The sequence below is a fragment of the Halorubrum laminariae genome (assembly GCF_024494655.1).
In the GTDB taxonomy this organism is placed as follows: domain Archaea; phylum Halobacteriota; class Halobacteria; order Halobacteriales; family Haloferacaceae; genus Halorubrum; species Halorubrum laminariae.
On the sequence record NZ_JANHDL010000011.1, the window covers coordinates 61,657 to 82,302 of the forward strand.

General features: G+C 60.8%; 21 protein-coding genes. 16 read left to right on the forward strand and 5 right to left on the reverse strand.

The annotated features are described in order from the left end of the window. The first annotated feature begins 2 nt into the window (after positions 1-2). The 7 genes from NO887_RS14900 to NO887_RS14930 all read left to right on the forward strand — a co-directional run bounded on the left by NO887_RS14900 (position 3) and on the right by NO887_RS14930 (position 12,026). Positions 3-1,124 carry a TraC-like domain-containing protein gene (locus tag NO887_RS14900; RefSeq protein ID WP_256419002.1) on the forward strand — a complete coding sequence of 374 codons (1,122 nt, stop codon included), beginning with the start codon at positions 3-5 and terminating at the stop codon, positions 1,122-1,124. After that, entirely contained in the window at positions 1,117-3,324 is a 2,208-nt protein-coding gene (locus NO887_RS14905; RefSeq protein ID WP_256419003.1) for a VirB4 family type IV secretion system protein, read from the forward strand. The genes NO887_RS14900 and NO887_RS14905 overlap by 8 nt, the downstream gene beginning before the upstream one ends. Further along, positions 3,317-7,636 carry a primase-like DNA-binding domain-containing protein gene (locus NO887_RS14910; protein WP_256419004.1) on the forward strand — a complete coding sequence of 1,440 codons (4,320 nt, stop codon included), beginning with the start codon at positions 3,317-3,319 and terminating at the stop codon, positions 7,634-7,636. The genes NO887_RS14905 and NO887_RS14910 overlap by 8 nt, the downstream gene beginning before the upstream one ends. 350 nt (positions 7,637-7,986) lie before the next feature. Further along, on the forward strand, positions 7,987-9,231 hold the full coding sequence (locus NO887_RS14915) for a phage NrS-1 polymerase family protein (RefSeq protein ID WP_256419005.1): 1,245 nt from the start codon (positions 7,987-7,989) through the stop codon (positions 9,229-9,231). A 361-nt stretch (positions 9,232-9,592) separates the two neighbouring features. Next, positions 9,593-10,858, forward strand: a complete 1,266-nt coding sequence (locus NO887_RS14920) for a Cdc6/Cdc18 family protein (protein WP_256419006.1) — start codon at positions 9,593-9,595, stop codon at positions 10,856-10,858. Positions 10,859-11,304: 446 nt separating this feature from the next. Next, entirely contained in the window at positions 11,305-11,607 is a 303-nt protein-coding gene (locus NO887_RS14925) for an AbrB/MazE/SpoVT family DNA-binding domain-containing protein (RefSeq protein WP_256419007.1), read from the forward strand. Continuing rightward, positions 11,607-12,026, forward strand: a complete 420-nt coding sequence (locus tag NO887_RS14930) for a type II toxin-antitoxin system VapC family toxin (RefSeq protein WP_256419008.1) — start codon at positions 11,607-11,609, stop codon at positions 12,024-12,026. Before NO887_RS14925 ends, NO887_RS14930 begins: the two co-directional genes overlap by 1 nt. Positions 12,027-12,284: 258 nt before the next feature. On the opposite strand, the gene NO887_RS14935 is transcribed toward NO887_RS14930, so the two are convergent. Both NO887_RS14935 and NO887_RS14940 read right to left on the reverse strand, forming a co-directional pair. Further along, on the reverse strand, positions 12,285-13,112 hold the full coding sequence (locus NO887_RS14935; protein WP_256419009.1) for a CPBP family intramembrane glutamic endopeptidase: 828 nt from the start codon (positions 13,110-13,112) through the stop codon (positions 12,285-12,287). 365 nt (positions 13,113-13,477) lie between these two features. Then, a complete protein-coding gene (locus NO887_RS14940; protein ID WP_256419010.1) occupies positions 13,478-13,735 on the reverse strand; it encodes a hypothetical protein in 258 nt (85 codons plus the stop codon). A 2-nt stretch (positions 13,736-13,737) separates the two neighbouring features. Here NO887_RS14940 and NO887_RS14945 point away from each other — a divergent pair, with 2 nt between their 5' ends. The 7 genes from NO887_RS14945 (at position 13,738) to NO887_RS14975 (ending at position 18,043) form a co-directional block, all read left to right on the forward strand. Further along, complete coding sequence (locus NO887_RS14945; RefSeq protein WP_256419011.1) at positions 13,738-14,811, forward strand: transcription initiation factor IIB; 1,074 nt, start codon at positions 13,738-13,740, stop codon at positions 14,809-14,811. Positions 14,812-15,024: 213 nt separating this feature from the next. Further along, on the forward strand, positions 15,025-15,681 hold the full coding sequence (locus tag NO887_RS14950; RefSeq protein WP_256419012.1) for a hypothetical protein: 657 nt from the start codon (positions 15,025-15,027) through the stop codon (positions 15,679-15,681). Between the two features lie 149 nt (positions 15,682-15,830). Further along, on the forward strand, positions 15,831-16,073 hold the full coding sequence (locus tag NO887_RS14955; RefSeq protein ID WP_256419013.1) for a hypothetical protein: 243 nt from the start codon (positions 15,831-15,833) through the stop codon (positions 16,071-16,073). A gap of 125 nt (positions 16,074-16,198) precedes the next feature. Beyond that, on the forward strand, positions 16,199-16,438 hold the full coding sequence (locus NO887_RS14960; RefSeq protein WP_256419014.1) for an antitoxin VapB family protein: 240 nt from the start codon (positions 16,199-16,201) through the stop codon (positions 16,436-16,438). Further along, positions 16,435-16,824, forward strand: coding sequence for a PIN domain-containing protein (locus NO887_RS14965; protein ID WP_256419015.1), 390 nt, complete (start codon positions 16,435-16,437; stop codon positions 16,822-16,824). The genes NO887_RS14960 and NO887_RS14965 overlap by 4 nt, the downstream gene beginning before the upstream one ends. A gap of 242 nt (positions 16,825-17,066) precedes the next feature. After that, complete coding sequence (locus tag NO887_RS14970) at positions 17,067-17,600, forward strand: DUF7342 family protein (RefSeq protein WP_256419016.1); 534 nt, start codon at positions 17,067-17,069, stop codon at positions 17,598-17,600. Between the two features lie 8 nt (positions 17,601-17,608). After that, on the forward strand, positions 17,609-18,043 hold the full coding sequence (locus NO887_RS14975; protein ID WP_256419017.1) for a toxin-antitoxin system TumE family protein: 435 nt from the start codon (positions 17,609-17,611) through the stop codon (positions 18,041-18,043). Between the two features lie 249 nt (positions 18,044-18,292). On the opposite strand, the gene NO887_RS14980 is transcribed toward NO887_RS14975, so the two are convergent. The 3 genes from NO887_RS14980 to NO887_RS14990 all read right to left on the reverse strand — a co-directional run bounded on the left by NO887_RS14980 (position 18,293) and on the right by NO887_RS14990 (position 19,832). Then, entirely contained in the window at positions 18,293-18,757 is a 465-nt protein-coding gene (locus NO887_RS14980) for a hypothetical protein (RefSeq protein ID WP_256419018.1), read from the reverse strand. Then, positions 18,754-19,281, reverse strand: coding sequence for a DUF7342 family protein (locus NO887_RS14985; protein WP_256419019.1), 528 nt, complete (start codon positions 19,279-19,281; stop codon positions 18,754-18,756). Before NO887_RS14985 ends, NO887_RS14980 begins: the two co-directional genes overlap by 4 nt. 317 nt (positions 19,282-19,598) lie before the next feature. Further along, positions 19,599-19,832 (reverse strand): hypothetical protein, encoded by a 234-nt coding sequence (locus NO887_RS14990; RefSeq protein ID WP_256419020.1) that lies wholly within the window; start codon positions 19,830-19,832, stop codon positions 19,599-19,601. 183 nt (positions 19,833-20,015) lie between these two features. Here NO887_RS14990 and NO887_RS14995 point away from each other — a divergent pair, with 183 nt between their 5' ends. Further along, positions 20,016-20,300 (forward strand): DUF8069 family protein, encoded by a 285-nt coding sequence (locus tag NO887_RS14995; protein WP_256419021.1) that lies wholly within the window; start codon positions 20,016-20,018, stop codon positions 20,298-20,300. Then, entirely contained in the window at positions 20,300-20,623 is a 324-nt protein-coding gene (locus tag NO887_RS15000) for a DUF7558 family protein (protein WP_256419022.1), read from the forward strand. The genes NO887_RS14995 and NO887_RS15000 overlap by 1 nt, the downstream gene beginning before the upstream one ends. Positions 20,624-20,646: the final 23 nt, after the last annotated feature.

The following is a 20,646-nucleotide window of genomic DNA, read 5'->3' on the forward strand; positions in this document are numbered from 1 at the left end:
CAATGTCAGCAGATCAAGACGCGGCCGCACGGCGCATCATGGACCAGTTCGGTGAGGAGAGCCAAATCCCGTATCTCAATATCGAGGAAGGCGACGTCGGTATGCTCATCGCCTTCCCCATCATTGGGTTGTTTATCGCGGGCCTCACCGGCATCGAGTCGCTTGCCCTCCCGTTCGTCGCTGGTGGGCTCGGATTTGGCGTCGCCGTCATCTACGTCTCACCCAACCACCTGAACGCCTGGACGTGGACCAAAGACGTCTATCGGTACCTCAAACGGCCGCAGGTCACGTTCAGTGCGCCCGAGGAGGCTGACAGCAGTACCAACGAGTCAGAGCGCAACGAGGGCGGGCTCGCGAACTACACGCCGTTCACGCCCGACGAGCGAACCCAGGACCTCACGAACATCGAGCGAGCGTGGCCGGGCGCTAGCGCGATCCAACGTGAAGACGGCGCAATGGAGGCGTTCATCGAGATCGATCCAGCGAATATGGATTTCGCGATGTCCGACGACTGGGCGCAGCTCCAGGACGCCGGCGAGGAGTTCGCTAACAAGGAACTGGACTCGAAGCTCAAACTCTACGCGACCACCCGGTCATTTCCGGTGGAACAGATCACGGAGACCATCGAGGAGCGCCTCACTGACGAAGACGTCACAGAGAACCCGATCTTCAAAGAGCTCCTCGAGGAGTACCGGGAGACGCGACCGAAGGAGATGCGTGACCGCGGTATCCAGCAGGTCCGGTACTACATCGGCGTTGAAGTCAGCCCTATCGAGGTGTACGACCGCTTCCGCGACGAGGGCACCCCCGCCGAGAAGCTGACGCAGTTCCCGGTCATCGGCTTCCTGTTCAACCCGTTCGTTACCCGTCGCGAGGACCTCACCGACGTCGAACGCCGTGCCCAGATGTTCGAGAAACTCGACAGTCGCGTCAACGACGTACGCTCCGAGTTCATCCAGCAGGCGTCGGGCTGGTCTGCGCGTCGGCTCAGCACGGTCGAGCTGTTCGTCCTGAATATGGACTTCTGGAACGGCCGCGAACACGACTACGACGAAGCCGAGCGCGTCGTTCGCGACCAATCGATCATCGGCCACTCGCGCCGGGAGGATCCACACGATGCGTAACCTGGTCCTCCAGGCTGGTGGTGGCGCGCTTGACCCCGTCACCGAGTGGCTCCAGAACCTGACAGCAGTCGAGGGAGCAGCGCTTGCCCTCGTATTGGGTATCGGCCTTGGTCTCGGCAGCAAACATCTCTGGGACCGCTTCACTACGGATGATGAACCAACCGTAGATTTCTCAGACATCCTTGACGAGGAAACGCTCGAGGACGGCGAGGCCGAACGTCAGCTCCTCGATGACATCTCCGAGTCGCACAAGACGGTAACGGCGCCCGGGGCTATCGAGTGGGGAACGCGAGCCGCACGGGTCGGCGAGCAGTGGACGACGACGCTGTACATCGCCAACTATGCCGACTATCCCAACGACGGGTATTTGAGCGACCTCTTCGAGCTGACCGACGTCGAATTCGATCTCACCGCCCACATTTCGCCCAAAAATCAAGAGCGAGCCCGGAACGAACTGCAGGACATCGCTGACGACCTCCAGGTCGATGCTGACCTCGAACAGAGTATTCGGAGTGCCTATCTCCAAGAGCGTGCCAACGAGGCCGCAGCGACGTACACGGCCGTCGAGAACGGCGCGAACGTCTTCGACCAGGGGATGTTCATCACCGTGCGGGCCGACGAGAAAGACGCTCTCAGAGACGCCGTCCAAACGGTCAAGAGTGCACTCCGTGACGACCCGGCGAACCTCACGCCGAAGACCGCCATCTGCCGACAGGACCTCGCCCTCCAGTCGGCCGCGCCGATCGGCGACAACGAGTTCGGCCGCACGTCGATTGCGCTGGGCGGCGCCGTCGGTGCGTTACTGTCCTCGCCGCACAACGCGACGATCCTCGAGGAGGGCGGTGTCGAGTTTGGCATTCACAAAGACAACCAAAGCCCCGTCGTCATCGATCCCTTCTCCCGAGATAACGGATATGCGATGTTCACAGTCGGCGACACGGGCTCGGGGAAGTCGTTCAGTTCCAAGCAGAACTTCATCCGGTCCATCGAACAGAGCAAGGACCGTATCGGCATCATCCTCGAGCCGTTGAACAACTGGGCGGGGGTCTCAGAGGCGCTCGACGCCAAGCGAATCACCGTCGGTGGGACGCTCGGATTGAATCCCTTGGAGATCCGCGAGACGCCCGACCACGTCCAGCGGGCGATGGGCGAGGACGCGAGCCCGTTCAACGAGAAGCTCGACGACGCGATGAGCTTCCTCACGAACTTCTTCGCGCTCCGCGGCATCTCGCTCGGCGACCGGCGGACAACACTCGAACTCGGGCTCAAGCGCGCCTACAAGCGTCAGGGGATTACGGACGACATCACCACGCACACCAACCCGAGTCCGACCATCCGCGACATGATGGATGTCTTCGAGGACATGATCGACGACCCCGAGGAGTTCGTGGTCCGCTCCGACGAGGAAGCCGGGAAAATCAAGGAAGACGCGACGTGGCTGCTCGACCAGCTCCGCCCCTTCGAGGACGACGGCCGTCATGGGAATCTCGGCCAAGAATCCGACTTCGACATCCGAGATGAGAAGGTCGTCTATCTCGACCTCGCCCAGCAGGAGGGCAGCGTGGACAGCAGCACGGCGCTGACGATGCAGCTACTCATCTCGCTGGTGTACGAGCGAGCGAAGGTCTCGGACAAGGAAGTGGTGTTCTACATCGACGAGGCCCGCTACATCATGCAGGACGCCGCGAGTCTGGCGTTTCTCGAGACGGTGTTCCGGCACCACCGACACCACGATCTCTCGATTCGGCTGGTCACACAGACCGTCGACGAGTTCTTCGAGCACGCCGAGTCCGAAGCAATCCTCGACCAGTGTGCGGTCAAGCAGTTCCACCGCCTCGACGGGATGGACAAGGCGTGGGCCGACGAGTTCGGGCTGAACTACGCGCAGATGCGGTTCGTCCAGGACGCGGTGCCCGGCAACGAGGACGCCGGCTTCGCCGAAGCGCTCGTCGGCGTCGACGGCGAGTGGCGCGGTATCCAGGTCGAAGCGATGCCCAAGGAGAAACAGGTAATCGATTTCGAGCCAACCGAGCAACGGCGAACCTCGCTCCCCGGAACTGGTGAAGACGCTGTGGACACGGATGTCCAGGCGTTCCAAGACGATCTCGAAGCCCGAGCGACCGACAACGAAGAAACAGCGCCCGAGCGGCTGCCAGCGGAATCCGATGGCGGTTCAAAAGAGAGTGATACCAATGTGTGAGTACCTTCGCGTGACGCCGACCTCTGAACAGTTCGCTCAAGAACGTCTGCCGAAGGCAGTAGAGAGTCTTCACAAACTGACTGCAACCGATTCGACAGGGTTAGCTAACAAACTGAATCCCCTCCATAGCGAGACACCGCTGCGATTCGAATTCCTCGCGCTCAGCGAGGGGGAGGACGAACCTGTCGAGTTCTATTACGGCGCCGACGACCACTTGGATACCCTCAAGAAGCGGCTCCGATCGATCTATCCCGAGACGTTCGACCTCGAACACGTCGAGGTCGATGTCGCATCCCGACTCGTCCAGCCTGTCGAATTCGACCGTGACGCATTCGTCGAACAGTATGAGTCAGGGAGACTCCAGTACGAATTCGGTCCTGACGAGCACTACGACCACGGAACTGACGACAACAGTCAGGCCGAGCCGGCAGACACCGAATCAGCCGCAGATGGAGGAACAGCCGCTGACCTATCTGCCGACCATATCGTGAAAGTCGGAGACACCGCCCTCGAACTCGCCCCACCAGAGGCGATGCCCAGGGACAAGCCGGTCACAACGCTGGCGAAACCAACGATGACGTCAGAGGGGACCGTCCTTGCTCGGCCAGCGACAGATACCGTCTCCCCGCTCGGTGTCCGGTGGCAGGGCTCGGCGACTCGAAAACAGGACTGGATGTCCTCGATCTCGCCGTTCACTGGCGACGATGGAGACGATAGTCCCGATGCCGTCGACCAGCCCGGTGGCGCGCTCGCGTCGCTCGTCGATGACTTGACGGCGGCGAGCGCACCACTCGCGTTCCAAGTCGTCTTCCAGCAGCGAGATAGCTGGCAGGGCGATGCCGACGTTCGCATAGAAGACATCATCGATGGGCGGGACACCTGGGCACAGCGGTTTTTCGGACCCCTCTTGGAGCCTGACGATGGATCCAATAGCCGAAGCCGAGAGGAGTTGCGTGGCACACGAGCCGATCGTGTCGGCGCTATCGAGGCGAAACACGCGAAGCGCTCGTTTACGGCGAATATTCGCGCCCTTGGCGTCCCATCCGATGAGGACGAGCGTGAGGCACTCGACAAGCGCTTACAGTCACTCGGGTCAGTCTTCAATACACTTGACGGGCCGTGCTACAAGATACGGGCCGAGCGGCTGCGCGACAACGGCTTGCGGCAGGCCAAGAAAGACCAGCATGCACGAACCGCGCTACACCGGCTCTTAGACCGCGAAATCACGACCGGCCGCGGGAAGACCCGACCCGAGTTCGTGCTGGATGGCCGCGAGCTTGCGAACTTCGTGGTGGTGCCCTCCTCGGAGCAACTCTCCGTCGAAGGCGCACGCGGAACACGTGCGGAACAACAGAGTCGGAATCCGCTCGCACGACCGCATCAGGACATCATGAGCGAGTTCCGCGAGGGGATGGCCATCGGCTACGCCCTCGACGAGAACGGCGACCCCGAAGATGTCCCGACACGCATTCCGCCCCAACTGCTGCCGATGCATTACGGACGATTCGGCACCACCGGCTCAGGCAAGTCGAAAGGCCAGATCAACGATTTGCTGTCGCTGTACGATACCACCGAGGGCCCGAACATCATCATCATCCCGAAAAACGACGATATGGCCCAGAACTACATGCGGGCTCACGCACGTCGGTTTGGGATGACCGACCTCAAAGAGAACGTCGTCCACTTCCCGATCCCGGACGTGCTTCCCGGGTTCTCCTTTTTCGATCTCGAACCTTCGCTAGAGAGTGGCCGCCGACGTGAGGATGCAGTCCGGCGAAAAGCCGACCATTACGAGGAGATCCTGAAGCTCGTCATGGACGAGGAGCGATACAAGCGAGCCACGGTTGCCCCGACCCTCATCAAGACGCTCATCACCGCCCTGTTCGACGAGGAATACGGCCGGGAAAACGGCCAGTACCGCGAGTCGACGGACTACTTCGCTCACCGACAGCTCGAACACGTCGTCGACCAGCTGTGGGAATCCGGTCCACCACAGCCGAACCTCGCGGACGCACCCCGGTCGAGTGACGAAGAGGTCGCCCGCATGATCCGGCGGCAATTCCAACACGATTCGACCACCTTTGACAACGTGATGGGCGGGGTCACGCACCGCCTCAACTACATCTCGCAGAACCCCCACCTGCGCCGCATCTTCAACAACACGGAGAACCAGTTCGATTTCCGGGAGGTGCTCGATGAGAATCAAGTAATCCTGTTCGACCTCGGCGATCTCCGTGACGAGGCAGCCCGGATTATGACCGGGATGATCCTCACCAATCTCGACGATGCGCTCAAAGACCGCAAGCGTGACCTCACCCAATACCCCGACGATTACGTCGTGAATCTCCTCGTCGACGAGGCATCCTCGGTCGTGGTCTCCGACATTATGAACGACCTCCTCGAGAAAGGCCGCGGATTCAAGCTTTCAGTGGGCCTCTCGATGCAGTTTCCCAAGCAACTGGAAGCGGAAGGTGGGCGAAAAGTCTACTTGAACGCACTGAACAACATCGGAACGTCACTCGTCAGCAAGATCAACGTCGATAGAGACCTGGCACAAGCCATGGCCCACGAGGATATGGATCCAGCGAATTTCGCCAACAGGATTGGCTCATTACCCCGGGGAGAGTTGATCGGCAGCACACTCAGTCCGACATTCGGGGAAACCGGGCCGTATCCGTTTAGTCTCAAACCCCTCGACATCCCACCGGGCCATCCCGAGAGTGAGTACCCGCTGACAGAGCGTGAGGAGGAACAGTTCACTGAGACAATCGCCTCGATGTACGAGGACATCAGTGACGACTACGGAGTGCCAGCAGAATCAGATGTGTCTACAGCGAGTACACCTGCCGACTACGACGAAGTGCTCAGCCTCGAAAGCGACGATCTGGACGTCGCGCTCGCGAAGGTAGTTCGAAGCTGCCAGCTTCGAGACGGCTGTCGGGAAGAAAACGGCTGGGTAGCTGTCGAAGCAGTCGACGAGGAGCTCAGACGGCTCTTCGAAGGGGCCGACACCGAGCCGCCGTCGTATGAGGAACTGGCAGACATCCGCGAGCGGTCACGTTATCTCGATACGACTGTCGATATCGACGCCGACGAGATCCGGATTCGATTGACCGACGCTGGCGAAGACGTCGCGACACCCGAGACCGGGGGCGTGCAAGCCGCCGGTGGGAGCGACCACGATACAGCACTTCTCCAGATCGAAGAAGAACTTACCGAACTCGGGTTCACCGTCTCGATCCTGGCACAAGATGGCAGCGAGAAACCGGACGCGAGGGCGAGCCACCCCGACGTTGACGACCGATTCGCCATCGAAGTCGAGACGACGACACCCGAGAATCCCGCGAAGGTACTTACGAACCTCCGGAAAGCCCAGGAAGCAGGAGATATCCCGCTGTTCGTTGTTCGCCCCGGATCAGACGAAACAGAGTGGGCCGAGCGTGTCGACGGCATTCTCACACAACCCGTTCGAGAGTTGCAGAATGGCGATACTCGGTTCTACACTGACGATTCAAATATCACGTTCAACGGCGGGGCGACCGAAGACGGCGGGGTGACCGCTGTTCGTCCCGCAAACGACGGCGAGAACGGGACTCAAAACATCTGGCAGCGTGATGGCGACGAGGTCGTCCTTCGTGATACCAGCGGGACGGAACACGTCCGTGTCCCGTCGCTTGCGAACCTCTCGAAGGACCGTGTGCCAGCCATCTACAGCTACGACCACGCTGCCGACGAGTACGTCGTGTACGAACACGGTGAGCAACACATCTACGAGTCGAAATCGGCGTTCGAAGATGACTGGGTCCAGATAAAGCGCCCATTCATCCCTGAAAATGATATCCCCGTACCAGAGTACACGCATTCAACGTACGGCATCGTTATCCTTCACGATGAGGCAGAGTCGGTCCTGTATGAAGACGGTGGAGGGCAGCCACTCTCGGCACTTACCAAGGAAATTCTCCGTCCGGCATCGCCCGAATCAGCGGCCGCTGAAGAACCAAGTAGTCAGGCCGGCCAGCTAGATGGTCCGGTGGAAGAGGAAACAGACTCATCGCCTCCCTCGTTCGAATCATTCGTCGGCGAATATCTCGTCAAAGACACAGATGAAGCCGTGCCAAAAGATGACGTATTCGGCCTCTATAACGACTGGGCAGAGGCACATGGCATCGACGAGCCGATGAATAAGAGCTGGTTCACGCGGAAGCTCAATACTCATCTTGAGGTTGGATCTACAAAAAAGCGAATCGACGGGGAACCCGTGCGGCATTACACAGGTGTCCGCATTCGATCTGAAGAAGAATCTCAGTCTTAAAATGGGAGTACACGGCCCAATTCCCGAAATTATACAAATATTCGGAAGATGTTCCACCCAAAATAAATTATGACTCCACTCCATCAGACCTGGAGGGCAATAATCGCCCGACAACGGTATGTTCCACCCAAATCCCGAATGGGTGGAACACCAACGAGAGGGCCGAAATGGGTGGAACACCCTCACGTCCGGCGGTTTTCACCCAGTTATAGGGGATGTTCCACCCAAAAACCAACTAGTATAGAACGGGGGGTCCCCGTTGGGACCAAGGGATTGGATCGAGGAGCGGAACTGAGTGAGTTCTGTGTGGGCTCAGAGCCAGTGAGAGCCATGCGGGGTGCTATACGAGTATGAGTGAGAGTAGTATCGACGAGTCGGAGGTGATTCCGGAAACGTTGCGCGAACGCGAGCAGTGGGTGTGCTGGCGGGAAGAGGATCGAGACGGCAAACCGACGAAGATTCCGGTGGCGCCGGGGGCTGGCGGGTTCGCGTCAGCAACAGAGTCGGAGACTTGGGCGAGTTTCGAGAAAGCACTCGAGTACACCGAGACAGAGCACGCCGATGGTGTCGGGTTCGTGTTTACCGACGACGATCCCATCGTCGGCATCGACCTGGACGACTGCCGTGATCCTGAAACCGGCGACGTCGACGACGCGGCGTTGGACATCATCGCACGACTCGACTCGTACACGGAGGTATCGCCCTCTGGAACCGGCTATCACGTCCTGATCACCGGCGAACTCCCCGACGGGCGGAACCGGCGCGGGAGCGTCGAATTGTACGACACGGCACGCTTTTTCACCGTCACTGGCGACCACGTCGAGTGGACACCCACTCGCGTTGCACGTCGGCAGGACGCGCTCACAGCGATTCACCGTGAGTACGTCCAGGACACCGAGCGTGACACGGCCTCCGAGTCCAAGCAGTATGAGGGCGCTGACGACGAGTCACAGACGACCGGTGCAGCCGACGTTGACGTCGACCTCGACGACGAGGAGCTCCTCGAGAAAGCGCGGAATGCATCGAACGGCGAGAAGTTCGAGCGGCTCTGGAACGGGAATACGGCTGGCTACGACAGTCAGTCCGAGGCCGACATGGCGCTGTGTTGTCTGCTGGCGTTCTGGACCGGCGGCGACCGGACGCAGATGGAGCAGCTGTTCCGCCAGTCAGGATTGCATCGGGAGAAATGGGACGAGGTCCACTACGCTGATGGGTCGACGTACGGGGAGAAGACCATCGAGCGAGCGATTGCAACCACGTCGGAGTTCTACGACCCGGACACCGCAGACGATACCTCCGCCACATCGTCGCCAGACGTCGGCGCTGCTGACTCGGTGCGGAGTCGCGCGTATCTCGCCGAGAAGAACCGGCTCTTGAGCGAGCGCGTCGACGAACTCGAGGCGACACTCACGGAGAAAACCGAGCGCATCGACGCTCTCGAAGCGGAAGTCGAGCGCCTCACTGACGAACTCGCCACCCGTGACCGGGAGACTGCGCAGTCTCACGAGGAAGACTCCGGTACTGCGAGAGAGACCGATGACGGTTCAGAATCACCCTCTATATTGAGTCAGTTATTCGGCGGTCGGTCCGAGTAGCCGCGCGACCGTACCGACACGTCTCGTCCCGGGGACGGGGGTGTATCCAGTGTAAACTAACGCTGATAGAGATGCTGCTCACGGAAACTCTAACTACACTTGTTCATCAGTATACGCGAATATACCACGGTACCTGTTACCACTATAGTCACATAAAGATTCTTGTTCGCAGACGTAGATTTGTATATCTCGACGCTCTTCTTCCACTTTTGTGTATATTTACACTGGACGTACCCCCGTCCCCCTGTGCCGTGCTATGCTAAGAACTACTCTCGTTACATTGGACGTGCCCCCAGTACCCGGACAGTCCCCCCTTATTCGGACGGTGGGGTTTATATGATGTCGTTCCACATATGTGGCTATGCGCTCGTTCGGGGACGAAGACTCGATCTTCGTCGACATGGATCGGCTCAACCCAAACACACAGACGTACCAGCCCAAGTCGCTCCCCGAACGAGAAGCGGAACTCGATCAGCTACACTCAGCGCTGCGCCCGGCGACAATGGGGTCGACACCGCTGAATGCGTTCGTCTTTGGCCCGACTGGGCAGGGAAAGACGGTCGGCATCTCACTGAAAACGAGCCAACTGCAGGAGTACGCCGACGAGAAAGGGCTCGAACTTCACGTGGTCCACGTCCGCTGTAAGGGGATGGACAAGAGCTACCACGTGATGACACACCTGGTCAAGAAACTCCGCGAGAAGCGCTTCGGGCCCGGTGAAGAACTCCCCAGCGGCTACCAAAAGAAGACGCTGTTGTCGATGATCATCGACGAACTGGAGGCGATCGGCGGCACGGTAATCGTTATTCTCGATGAGATTGATGCCATCGGCAACGACGACTACATCCTCTACGAGCTGCCGCGTGCCGAACCCGAGGACGTCCGGCTATCGATCATCGGCATCACGAACGACCTGCAGTTCCGGGAGAACCTTGACGCCGACGTACGCTCCTCGCTCGGTGAGGACGAAATCGAGTTCGCGCCATACGACGCGAACCAGCTCCGGGACATCCTCGCACGCCGCGCCGCAGGTGCTCTGCGAGATACCGAGATTGGCGACAAAGACCGCCCGTTCGCAACGCTCGAGAGCGACGTGCTTACTGACGACGTGATTCCGCTGACGAGCGCGCTCGCGGCCCAAGACTCTGGGGATGCTCGCGAGGCGATCAAGCTGCTGTTCCGTGCCTGTCGGTTCGCCGACGACGACGGAGAATCAACTATTACCGAACAGCACGTACGCAACGCACACGAGTACCTGGAACAGGCTGCCGTCGAGCGCGGGATTCAGTCGCTCCCGCTCCAGCGCGCCCTCGCGCTGCTGACAGTCACTCACGCAACGATCAGCGGTACCGACCAGCCCGAAACAAAAGACCTCCACAACCTCTACGAGGTGTTTTGCGAGCACATCGATACGAGAGCGATCTCCGAACGACGGTTTCGCGACAAGCTGAATGACCTTGCTGACTCCAGTATCCTCGCAAAAGACACACGCGGCCGGGGGCAGGGACTCGGACAGACCAATCGGTACGAGGTTGAGGTGAAAGTCGAGACGGTTCTCGACAACCTTACTGACGACAGCCGGATTGAGGCGGTCATCGACGAGATGCTTCGCCCACGGATGGATTGACTTCTGCCATCCCGTAGCGGGGACACTCGCCTTGGCTCTATTTGACTTCCTCCCCGGAGCGTGTCATAGAATGGTGCGCATGGTTGTTTGCGGATTCGAAGCCAGCGGTTCCAAGAACGTCACCTCGGGTCGCACAGTAGTCGCTCGCTCTAAGTCGAACCACCATCGATACGGACGAAACATCAGTATTCGAACTAAAAGGGAGTGTCTCTGACTCGTTCTAAATGCTGTGCACCGGGTGCACGCTCTTCTAAACACGTTACGGCTCTAAACAGTGACTAAGCCGACAAAATCGTGGGACGTATTCTATGACACGCTCCCCCGCGCTGAAGCGCGAGGCTTTCTCCTTGAATTTCCGTAACTGCACGGGGGTGCGTCCAGTGTAAGCCCGGATACGTTGGATAGCGCGAAAGAGTTACCTATGAATGCCATCTTTACTATGAATAATGAGTGAGACTGAACAAGCAGAAAACTCTGAAAAGGAAGTCGTTGCGGTGACGAAGCACGGGCAAGCCACCATCCCAAAGCGGTTCCGCGACAAACTCGGGATCGACGCCCCCGGGAAGGTGGTGTTCCGGGAGACCGAGGAGGGCGAAGTGATCGTTGAGCACGTCCGCTCACCGAGCGAGATGCGCGGCTTCGCCGCCCGTAGCGAGGCGACCACCGACACGCCCGCAACCCAGATCCTCCAGGAGAAGCGCGAGCAGGACCGGAACGAGCGCGACGCCCGCTTCTCGACGGACGAGTGATGGCGGTCCCCGATCACGTCGTTTTCGACGCCGAGCCGCTGATCGCGCACGCCGACGACGAACCCGGGAGCGACGTGGTCGAGGAGTATCTCGACGCGGTCGCTGTCGAGGACACGGCGGGCTACGTCAGCTGCGTGACCCTCACCGAGATTCGGTACACGCTCGCTCGGAAGTACGACCGGACCACCGCCGACGACTATCTCGACTGGCTCGACGATCTTGGGATCGAGACGAGGGACATCAAGGCGGTCTGGGTCGAGGCCTCAGAGTACATCCTCGCGTACAACCCCGCACTCGGGGACTCGTTCGCGCTCGCAACTGCCGAGGATGTCGACGCGACGCTCCTCGTCGGCGGCGACAACGACTACGACGATGTCTCCGATGTCGCGATCGAGCGGTTCCGCGACGGCTCGGCCTAGTGTCTCTCACCCCCGTCAGGAGGACGGGGCTGTCGAACTGCCCCGGAGCAACACATACATTCTGCGCGACAGCGCAACCCAGACCGTCGTATCGACCCCCCAGCCGAGTCCGACGGGCCGCTGCCAAGGCGCTCAAGGACGTGGCGTTGTCAGCCGAGATGATCGAGGCCGATGATGGAGTGTTTGCCGCGGTAGCCAAATCTTCGCCCCGTTAACCAACACTGGGCGCCATTCCACTCTACTGTTGGTTAAGACAGTTCAGTCAGTTTCTTGCTCCGATTCGGTGATGGGATACGCGTACCCATGGAATCCAACCGTCGTTGCGACTCGCACACGCGTCGTCTCACCCGGTTCGACGTCGGCGACGTGGAGTGTCTCGTCGGCCGGCGTAGACGCCCGATACAGGCCATCACGGTCCGGTTGCGGACACTGGTCGTCGACTGTCACGGTGTATTCTTCGCCTGGTGAGAACGAATGCTGCCAGCGCCGCCACCACTCCTTGCCGACGTCCACCGCTGTCGCAACCAGATTGTTGCCTGCGTGCACGAGGATCGCCAGCCACCAGAGCCCCACCAGCCACAGATACAGGCTCAGCAACCCGCTGACGAACACCGGGAGGGTTCCCCGGCGGTAGCGGCGTGGATTTCGGGTATGGAGGAACGCCCACAGGACGGACCCAGCGACCAACAGCGGAAGGTGGGCGCCCCCCAGCGTGACCGCTAGCAGGTATGGACCGCCGCGAAACGTGAGTTCCTCGACCACCGGCGCGATCACGACGGCGCGGACGCCTCGCCGTGTTGACCGACGCCACCACGTGCGTTCCCAGTCGAGCCGATCCTTAAGCTCCGCAACCGTGTACGTCTCTGTCTCTCGCAAGCCGTCTTGGTGATCGCTGTGAAGGAACGAGTACCAGCCGAACGTATGCGTTCCAGTAACCCTGACAATCCAGTATTGGAGCCGGCGGATGACGCGTTCAAGCACAAGCCCCGCGACAGTGAGGACGGCCCACGCTGCAACGAGCCGTGCTGGGTAGACGACCTGTGTTCCCGTTATGGTCGGAGCCGAGATGCTCGGTCCGAATCCCATATCCAACACAGTGCCACCGGGCCTGATAAATACAGTGAGCGACCGCTCTCGAAAGCCCTCGGCCGCTCGGCATCCCGCGACCCACGCTGTGCTCCTCGCGACTGCGGTGCTGCGGGGTCGGGGGACGACCGAGACGGCCTCGCCCTTCTGAGTCCACCAGGACGTGGGTTGGGTCGCTGAGCGTTGGAACCGGATAAACGGGTGTTTCTCGACGGCTCGCCCCGCTCGCCGCGTTCCGCCCTCCGCGTCGCTCGCGACCGACCATTCCGGGCGTGCGGGCGCTCTCCGCACCGCCCGCGCCCGTTCCGGGCTAAAATGGATGTGCCCTCGACGCCAGCGCTTCACCCGTTCGGGTCCTCCGGACCTCAGCACAGCCGACCGCGACGGACATGGTTGCGTCGCGGCGAACGGGGAATGCGCTGGCCGCTCGCTCCGGGCGGGTCGACGCGCGGTGCTGGATGGTCGGCCGCCTCGGGCGCGCTCTCGCATCGCGCCCACAGGGCGCTCGCGAAGGCGCGAGCGAGAGCGCGCAGACGAGTCTGTTGGGTTGTCGTCGTCGAGAAATCCGCGATGTTGTAGCATCGCGGTGTCGGGCGCGTGAGCGCCTTCAGGTGTTGTGACACCAATGTCGAGTAAGAGCCTTTTCCGGTATGAAAGTTCGGTCGCAGAGCAAGCTAACCAAGACGAGAGCAGCCAGGCGGTCACGGGCGAGCGCGAACCAGCCCAGGTGTCGACGTGCGTGGAGTGCGATGGACAGGTGGTCACCGAGGATAACGAGTCGTTCTGTGCGGACTGTGGACTCGTCCTCACGACAGAGCACGTTGATCGCCAGCCGATGCTTCGTGTGCATGGCCCCTCGGACGATAGCGGGCCTGCTGAGTGGAGTTGTGAGTCGATCAACCCACTCCGGGTCGACAAAGGCCTACATACGACGTTCTTCCTCGGCAGCGATGGATACGGAAATTCGCTGTCGAGCGAGCAGATGGATAAGTTCGAGCGGTTGCGGCAGCGGCACAAGCGCTTCCAAATGGATGACAAGCGCGCGATTCGGCTCAACGAGGGCTATCGCGATATCGAGTCGATCATCGGAAATCTGGGACTCCCCGGATTTGTGGCCGAGGATGCCGGGCTGTTCCTGAAGCAGGCGGCCGACGCGCGGCTCCCCGGCGGCCGGATGTCGTGGGAGGCACTCGCCGGCGGGGCGGTGCTCCTCGCAGCGACCGAGACGGGGTTCCCGCGGTCCTGTGACGAGGTCGTGCAGTATACGAAGTCCTCGCACGAGCGGGTGAGCGCGGCAGCGCGGAAGTTGCGGTGCGAGCTCGGGCTGAACGTCCCCCCGGCGCGCGAGGGAGTCGTCGACGATGTGCTCATTGCGCTCGACGACGTCCTCGATGTGCAGACGTGTCTGGAGTTGCGCCAACTCAGTGACCATCTCCTGGCAATCGCCGACGACGAGCCGGTTGGGCCGGGGACGTCGCGCCTGACGATGGGGGCGGCAGCCATCTATGCGGCGGATCGGCTCACTGACGGCAAGATCGTCACCCAAGCGCAGGTGGCTGAAGCGGCAAGAACCATCGTCGATACCTCGAAAAGTCGGGTCAGCCGGTACTCTCAAGAGCTCCATGACGCCTACGTGGACAAGCACGGAAGCGACGATCCAAGTGCAGTCCTCGAACGCGGCCGCATCCGACTGCGGTAAGGGGCTCTCAAAGCCCTCTTTTTTATTGTGACCACCGCCCGGTAACGCCCCACCTCCCCACCCACCGCTCCCGGCTTCCCTCCGGTCAGCCGGCAGCCACAACCTCATTGACAACACCAGAATGAACGCCGTGCTTCTGGTGGGGCAACCGAACCGAGGCCCAGACTTGGCAGGTTTCTGTTCCCCCCCAGTAGCGTGGAGGCAGCGTAGCCAATGGCAACAGATCCCTCGTTCAGACTCGAACTCGACACCGCAACCGCCCTTCGCGACTGGCTCCTCGATGCAAGTCATCGCGATACAACCGGAACAGACGTTGCTGAATCGCTCGCAGAGCTGGCTGCTGGCATCCACGGGCAGCTCCATGGTCAGTCCGAGTATCTCGAAATCAGCGTGTCGACGACGAACTTTCCCCCAACGAACGCGTCTCCGTCACTCGATGACCAGAGCGGGATGAGTGAGAGCGACGATCTCGCAGACCAGGACACGGACGCAGCTGCGAGTCCGGTTGAACGTGATTCGGTTGCTGACGGTCACGCAGACCCGTCCCGGGTGTATGATTCACTCCCCACCGATGCGTGGCACTCCCCGACTGAAGAAGATAGTACTCGTCGAGAGAGTTCGCCGACATCGATGACCGATCACGAACAGACACCAACAGCTGCACGGAGCCGCAACCGCTCCGATATCGACGAAGACTACGCCCCGTTCCAGTTCGTCACCTCGTACGAATGCAGCGTGTGCGGAGCTATTCAGGAGATGGAAACCTCATTGCAGGTCTGTGCATTCATCGACGACTGCGCTGGCTGTGGCGCCGTCGACGTCCGGTTCAGCGCGGTCGGCATCCCCAAGCCAGTCCACGACTCTTCGTAATTCCGACTGCATCGCTACGATCGATTTTGAAGTCCTACTTCTTCGACGGTTCTCGAGGACAAGGGAACGGAGCGTGAGAGCCACACAGTTCCCAGACGGCGGCGCTTAATTAGCTGTGACGCGAAACACTAGCTATCTGAGAACCGACGATGTGGTCAAACGAACCCCGGTCGCTGCCCGATTGGATCGAGGACGCCTATCAGATCCTCGTGTCAGAGATGCCAGATCAGCAGACGGACTTCTCGCACGACCAGGCCCAAGACCTCCTACTCGGTGCCGAGACCTTCCCGGATGAATCGGCTGACGCGGAGTACGCCATCGAACGGTTGCTTGACTCCGGGTGGCTCTACGAGGTCGATGGCGAGCTGCGGATCACCGACCCAGAGAATTAACCAACGTTCACTCGTCGTCTTCCGCTACTGTTGGTTAAGTGTGCTGGGAGAGCAGGTGCGACAAGCTGACACCGTAGCAGGCAGACAAAAAATATAGGTACGTCAACGCCCAACGTCAACGTACGATGGGCACAGCCAACGAGCAGATCCGGGTCAGCGACACGGTGAAGCGCGAGATCGAGCGGCGGCGGCGAGAGGGCGAGAGCTATAACGACGTCCTCGAACGGATGTTCTCGACCGACCGTGACCTCCTCGCCGGGTTCGGCCGGTGGTCCGACGAGCGGGCCGACCGCGCTCGCGAGACCCGTGAGGCCTACGAAGAGAAGTCGATAGAGCGGACGCGGCGTCGAAGCGAAGACGCATGAAGGTCCTCGACGCGACGTTCCTGATCGACTACCTCGACGGCGTCGAATCGACCCGCGAGTACCTCCAAGAGCACGACAGTGAGGCGTATGTCTTCCCGGCCCCGGCGTACGCAGAGGCGCTCCTCGGGGAGGGAAACGGTCCTGAGGGTAATATCGAGGGCGCTCGCGAGGATCTTTCATGGGGCGAGGTGCATACCGTCGACGAGCGGACCGCGGTCACCGCCGCGGAGATCGCGGACGAGATGGGACCGCAGGGCCCGTTCCTCTCCGGGATGGACGCGGTGATCGCGGCGGTTGGCCGTGAGCTCGATGCACCGGTGGTCTCCGATGATCGACATCTGACCCACCCAGAGACGAAACAAGTTGTCGACATCGAAGAGTACTGACCGTGCCTAGGTCCGAGTAGCGTCGCGATCGCAACCTCACAGTACCACCTCCATCCGAGAACCGTTCCCTCGAGAGGGCTGGTTCCACTAACCCAGATATTAACTAACAACCCAGTTGTATCGCGCCACTTGTTGGTTAACTACACCGCCTCGCTGTATCTTAACGACTATAACAGGATGCTGAGTTTCAGTAAACTATTCCTTGGGATGAGAATTATATCCTCTGGTCTACAAGCCCACGTATGTCCGAGTCAGACGCCACCGATGGGCCACCCCCCTTCGAGGATGCGTTCGCCAGCGACGACGTCGAACAACGCATCTACGGCACCATCCTTCAGACCCACAAGCCGACGACGGCGAGTGCGATCGCCGACAGCGCCAACTGTGACCCCAAGACCGCCCGGAAGTATCTGAGCTGGTTCGACGATCTCGGCATCGTTACCCGACACGACGGCCATCCAGCCACCTACGAACGGAATAACGCGTACTTCGAGTGGCGACGCATCAACCAGCTCGCAGCCGATCATTCTGTCGAGGACCTGCAGGAGCGCGTTCGTGAGCTGACGACGCGCATCACCGAGTATGAGGAGGCGTACGACGCCGCGTCACCGGCCGCCGTCGATGCCGTCGCCGCCGCGGAGGCTAGCGATGAGCAAACCATCGACGACGTGTACAGCGACCTCGGTGACTGGGCGACCGCCCGCGAGGAGCGAGACCGCTACGAACGCGCACGCCAGCAACGCACGGATAGCGAGCGCGAACAGGCGTCCGGGTAGCCCGCTCGATGGCGCCACCGACAGATGATGGCGGGAGCCCTGCCCCCATCGATCGCCCCATTCTCGAGTTCCTTCAGACACGGCTCCAAGCCACGAGACAAGTCTCCCGAGCGACCGTCACGGATGCAAGCGGCCATCTCGAGCTGCAGGTTGTTTTTGCCCCGTCGTACTACCCGGCAGCCGTCGACGAAGCAACCCTGACTGTTCGCTGGTACACGAACGACGACTTCAAACTCCACTATCGAGAGGTCCATTCGGAGGACACCTGGGAATGCCGATGGGATCGGCATCCGAACCCCCACAATACGCGCGACCACTTCCATCCCCCGCCCACTGCCCCGACACCCGGTGACGATGACTCCTGGCCGGCCGACCACCGTGATGTCCTGCAACTTGTCCTCAACGAGGTCGAGGATCGGATTGCAGCACTGTGGAACGAATAGGCAACTGCCCCCACAGTAGCGTTTATCGCGCCGACCAAGGGTGACGGCGCTCAGCGCGAGAGGTACCACCACGAGAGTCGTCGCAGTGTCCAGACTGGTGTCAGCTGAGCGCGGTCACAGGTAAATCCATGTCTATGTCCAGTAAGAATGCTGCCTCTCGAAACGCCAGTGAGAAGCAACGATACTGTAGTATCCACTCTTCTCGAACGCACACCGACCGTCACGACTGAGAAACTGCTTGAGTAGGGATTATACCCGCTGTTCGATCCGGCCGAGGATATCCCAGCACAAATCGACCGGCGACTGTGATTCAAAAAACGCCGTCTCGTATTCGTACTCAGCGTCGGGTGCGTCGCGCTCCTGAACGTGTTCGAGACGGTCAACGTGTGGATTCGGCTCGCGATGCCAGCCGAAGTCACGGCCTGTCGAATCGTAGTAGTGAAAGACGAAATAGGCCGACTCACTCGGATCAGGCCGCGGACGCCACTCGATTCGGAGGTTCGCCTGCTCCGCGTCGACATCGAGGATACGCGGATCGAACGTGACCTCCAGTTCGCGAAACCGGCCGTCGTCAGCCGTCACGCCCGCTGCGACATCGACCGCTGGATGATGGCGAACCGTCCGTTTGAGTTCAGTTAGCGTCCGATGGCGTCTCTCGGCTGGTGATTCGCCACGTGGTCCGTCAGCCAGCAGCCGACTCCGCACTGAATTCATGCGGTTGCTGGCGGTCGCGCCGTTAACCGACCGTACTGGGCGAGCGCATCCTTGAGCAGATCAATCCGATGCTCGGTGTACTCCCAATCCTCAGCGATTTTCTGCCGATCGTACACCGCCGCCTGAGAGACATCCGCATCAGCCACGCTTACCCGAAGCTCGCCCGGATCCTCGACGTCGTACTCGTCCTGCCAGTCCTCGAGGTCGCCCTTCAGCGTCGCGACCATCTCCGTGAGTTCGTCGCGGTCATTCTCGCGGGCGAGAGTTCGCACTTCGCGATAGCGCATATACCCAGGATCGGGATAGTAGGTCGTCGGCCTATCGTCGGCGTCCTCGAGCAGGATATCCATCTCGACGAGCCGCCCGAGGTGGCCGCGCGCCGTCTTCTCAGAAACGTGCGCGCTGTCGGCGATCTCCCCTGCCGTTTGCGGCTGCTGCAGGGCGAATGCGACCGACTGCACCCGGTCAAACGCACTCGTCTCCTCGACCCAGCGGTCGATTCCAAGATTCGTGTCGGCAGTCATACGTCGGCCTACGGCCCATAGAGATTAATAATTTCCCCCTCCAATTCTTTTATTCCTCATTCCTACGACAGCGTATCGCCGGAGCGTGCCGGCCATCCCGTTCACCGTATTTTCCCGTTCAATGAGCACGCTCACAGGACCTCAGCACTGCGATGGGACGGTGACCCGCCTCTCGACCGGGGACGAGGTCGGGCCGGTCGAGTACTAGTGCGTCAGCTGTGAAACGCTCCTTCGTCGACACGTCGCGTTCGATCTGTTACTCGCTATGCTCGACCCTGAGTAGCGGCTCTCCCGACAGCCGACCAGCCGCCAAGCCGTCAGGATCGTGGCGGAATCCGGAGCTCCTCACCGACTTCATACAGATAGCCCTTCAGCAGCAGCTGCTCGATCCGGTCGCTGGCTTCGATACGCCCGACGCCCTGCTCCGTGAGGTACGCGACCGCCGTCTCTCGCGTGAGCGGGTCGTCATCCGCGTTCGCGTCGACGTACGCCTCAAGGTGGTTGAGGACATCTCGTTCACCCGGCCCGATCGGCGTCTGCGGATTCTTCATTATCCATAGCTAGTGGGTGCCACACAGGAGGCTGTTGGGGTAGCGTCTCGTTCTCTTCTGGCGGTGAACGAGGGTGACTGGATGCAGATCGCTGCCGTGAGATGTCGTGCCCGCACCGCAGGTGTGTCTATCAGCGCCAGGAGGCGTGCGGCGCGCTCGAAGCGCGTGCCAGCGTGAGTTCCTATGACTGGACCCGATATCCTCGACGATACGACAGACGATCACGAGCGGCTTGAAACCGAACTCGTTACACAAGACCGGGATACAGCCCGGGTCGCGACGGCGGACATCGACGAGCGGAGTGCCCGCCGTCTCGTGAATGATCTCATCGAGGACGATATGGTGAGGCCGATCCCTGACCAGCGAGTCCTCGTTCACGACCCCAGTGGCGAGGCCTTCGACTCTATCACCCAACTCGCCGTGTTCCATCGCGGCTGGCAGGCCGCCAGAGACGCGGAGGACGACTGATGCAACAGACGCTCGCTGGGTGTGCCTTCTGCGATGCACGTCCCGGTACAGAGATGGGCGAGGCGCATACCTGGGGGAAAGACGAACGGGTCACCCACCCCATCTGCGTCGACTGTGCCCTCCAGGAGCGGCCTGATCCCGAGGAGCGCGATCATCACGCCTGCGACGGGTGTGGGCTCGTCGTCGACGCCCTCGCGGCGCTCACGCGCTTTCGCGTCGAACTCGGGCATCTTGAGGGGCCGCTCCAGTTCTGTGCGCGGTGCAGCTCTGACGGGCCCGCGACGTACTGGACACGCGAACTCGATGAGCATCTCGTCGAGTGAGACGTGTTGCCGACGCTTGCACC

Coding starts and splice junctions, on each gene's coding strand:
- NO887_RS14905 (WP_256419003.1), top strand. CDS start 1,117: ATGCGTAACCTGGTCCTCCAGGCTGGTGGTGGCGCGCTTGACCCCGTC.
- NO887_RS14950 (WP_256419012.1), top strand. CDS start 15,025: ATGGCAACAGATCCCTCGTTCAGACTCGAACTCGACACCGCAACCGCC.
- NO887_RS14995 (WP_256419021.1), top strand. CDS start 20,016: ATGACTGGACCCGATATCCTCGACGATACGACAGACGATCACGAGCGG.
- NO887_RS14915 (WP_256419005.1), top strand. CDS start 7,987: ATGAGTGAGAGTAGTATCGACGAGTCGGAGGTGATTCCGGAAACGTTG.
- NO887_RS14900 (WP_256419002.1), top strand. CDS start 3: ATGTCAGCAGATCAAGACGCGGCCGCACGGCGCATCATGGACCAGTTC.
- NO887_RS14985 (WP_256419019.1), bottom strand. CDS start 19,281: ATGACTGCCGACACGAATCTTGGAATCGACCGCTGGGTCGAGGAGACG.
- NO887_RS14935 (WP_256419009.1), bottom strand. CDS start 13,112: ATGGGATTCGGACCGAGCATCTCGGCTCCGACCATAACGGGAACACAG.
- NO887_RS14910 (WP_256419004.1), top strand. CDS start 3,317: ATGTGTGAGTACCTTCGCGTGACGCCGACCTCTGAACAGTTCGCTCAA.
- NO887_RS14960 (WP_256419014.1), top strand. CDS start 16,199: ATGGGCACAGCCAACGAGCAGATCCGGGTCAGCGACACGGTGAAGCGC.
- NO887_RS14955 (WP_256419013.1), top strand. CDS start 15,831: ATGTGGTCAAACGAACCCCGGTCGCTGCCCGATTGGATCGAGGACGCC.
- NO887_RS15000 (WP_256419022.1), top strand. CDS start 20,300: ATGCAACAGACGCTCGCTGGGTGTGCCTTCTGCGATGCACGTCCCGGT.
- NO887_RS14975 (WP_256419017.1), top strand. CDS start 17,609: ATGGCGCCACCGACAGATGATGGCGGGAGCCCTGCCCCCATCGATCGC.
- NO887_RS14920 (WP_256419006.1), top strand. CDS start 9,593: ATGCGCTCGTTCGGGGACGAAGACTCGATCTTCGTCGACATGGATCGG.
- NO887_RS14925 (WP_256419007.1), top strand. CDS start 11,305: ATGAGTGAGACTGAACAAGCAGAAAACTCTGAAAAGGAAGTCGTTGCG.
- NO887_RS14970 (WP_256419016.1), top strand. CDS start 17,067: ATGTCCGAGTCAGACGCCACCGATGGGCCACCCCCCTTCGAGGATGCG.
- NO887_RS14965 (WP_256419015.1), top strand. CDS start 16,435: ATGAAGGTCCTCGACGCGACGTTCCTGATCGACTACCTCGACGGCGTC.
- NO887_RS14990 (WP_256419020.1), bottom strand. CDS start 19,832: ATGAAGAATCCGCAGACGCCGATCGGGCCGGGTGAACGAGATGTCCTC.
- NO887_RS14945 (WP_256419011.1), top strand. CDS start 13,738: ATGTCGAGTAAGAGCCTTTTCCGGTATGAAAGTTCGGTCGCAGAGCAA.
- NO887_RS14980 (WP_256419018.1), bottom strand. CDS start 18,757: ATGAATTCAGTGCGGAGTCGGCTGCTGGCTGACGGACCACGTGGCGAA.
- NO887_RS14930 (WP_256419008.1), top strand. CDS start 11,607: ATGGCGGTCCCCGATCACGTCGTTTTCGACGCCGAGCCGCTGATCGCG.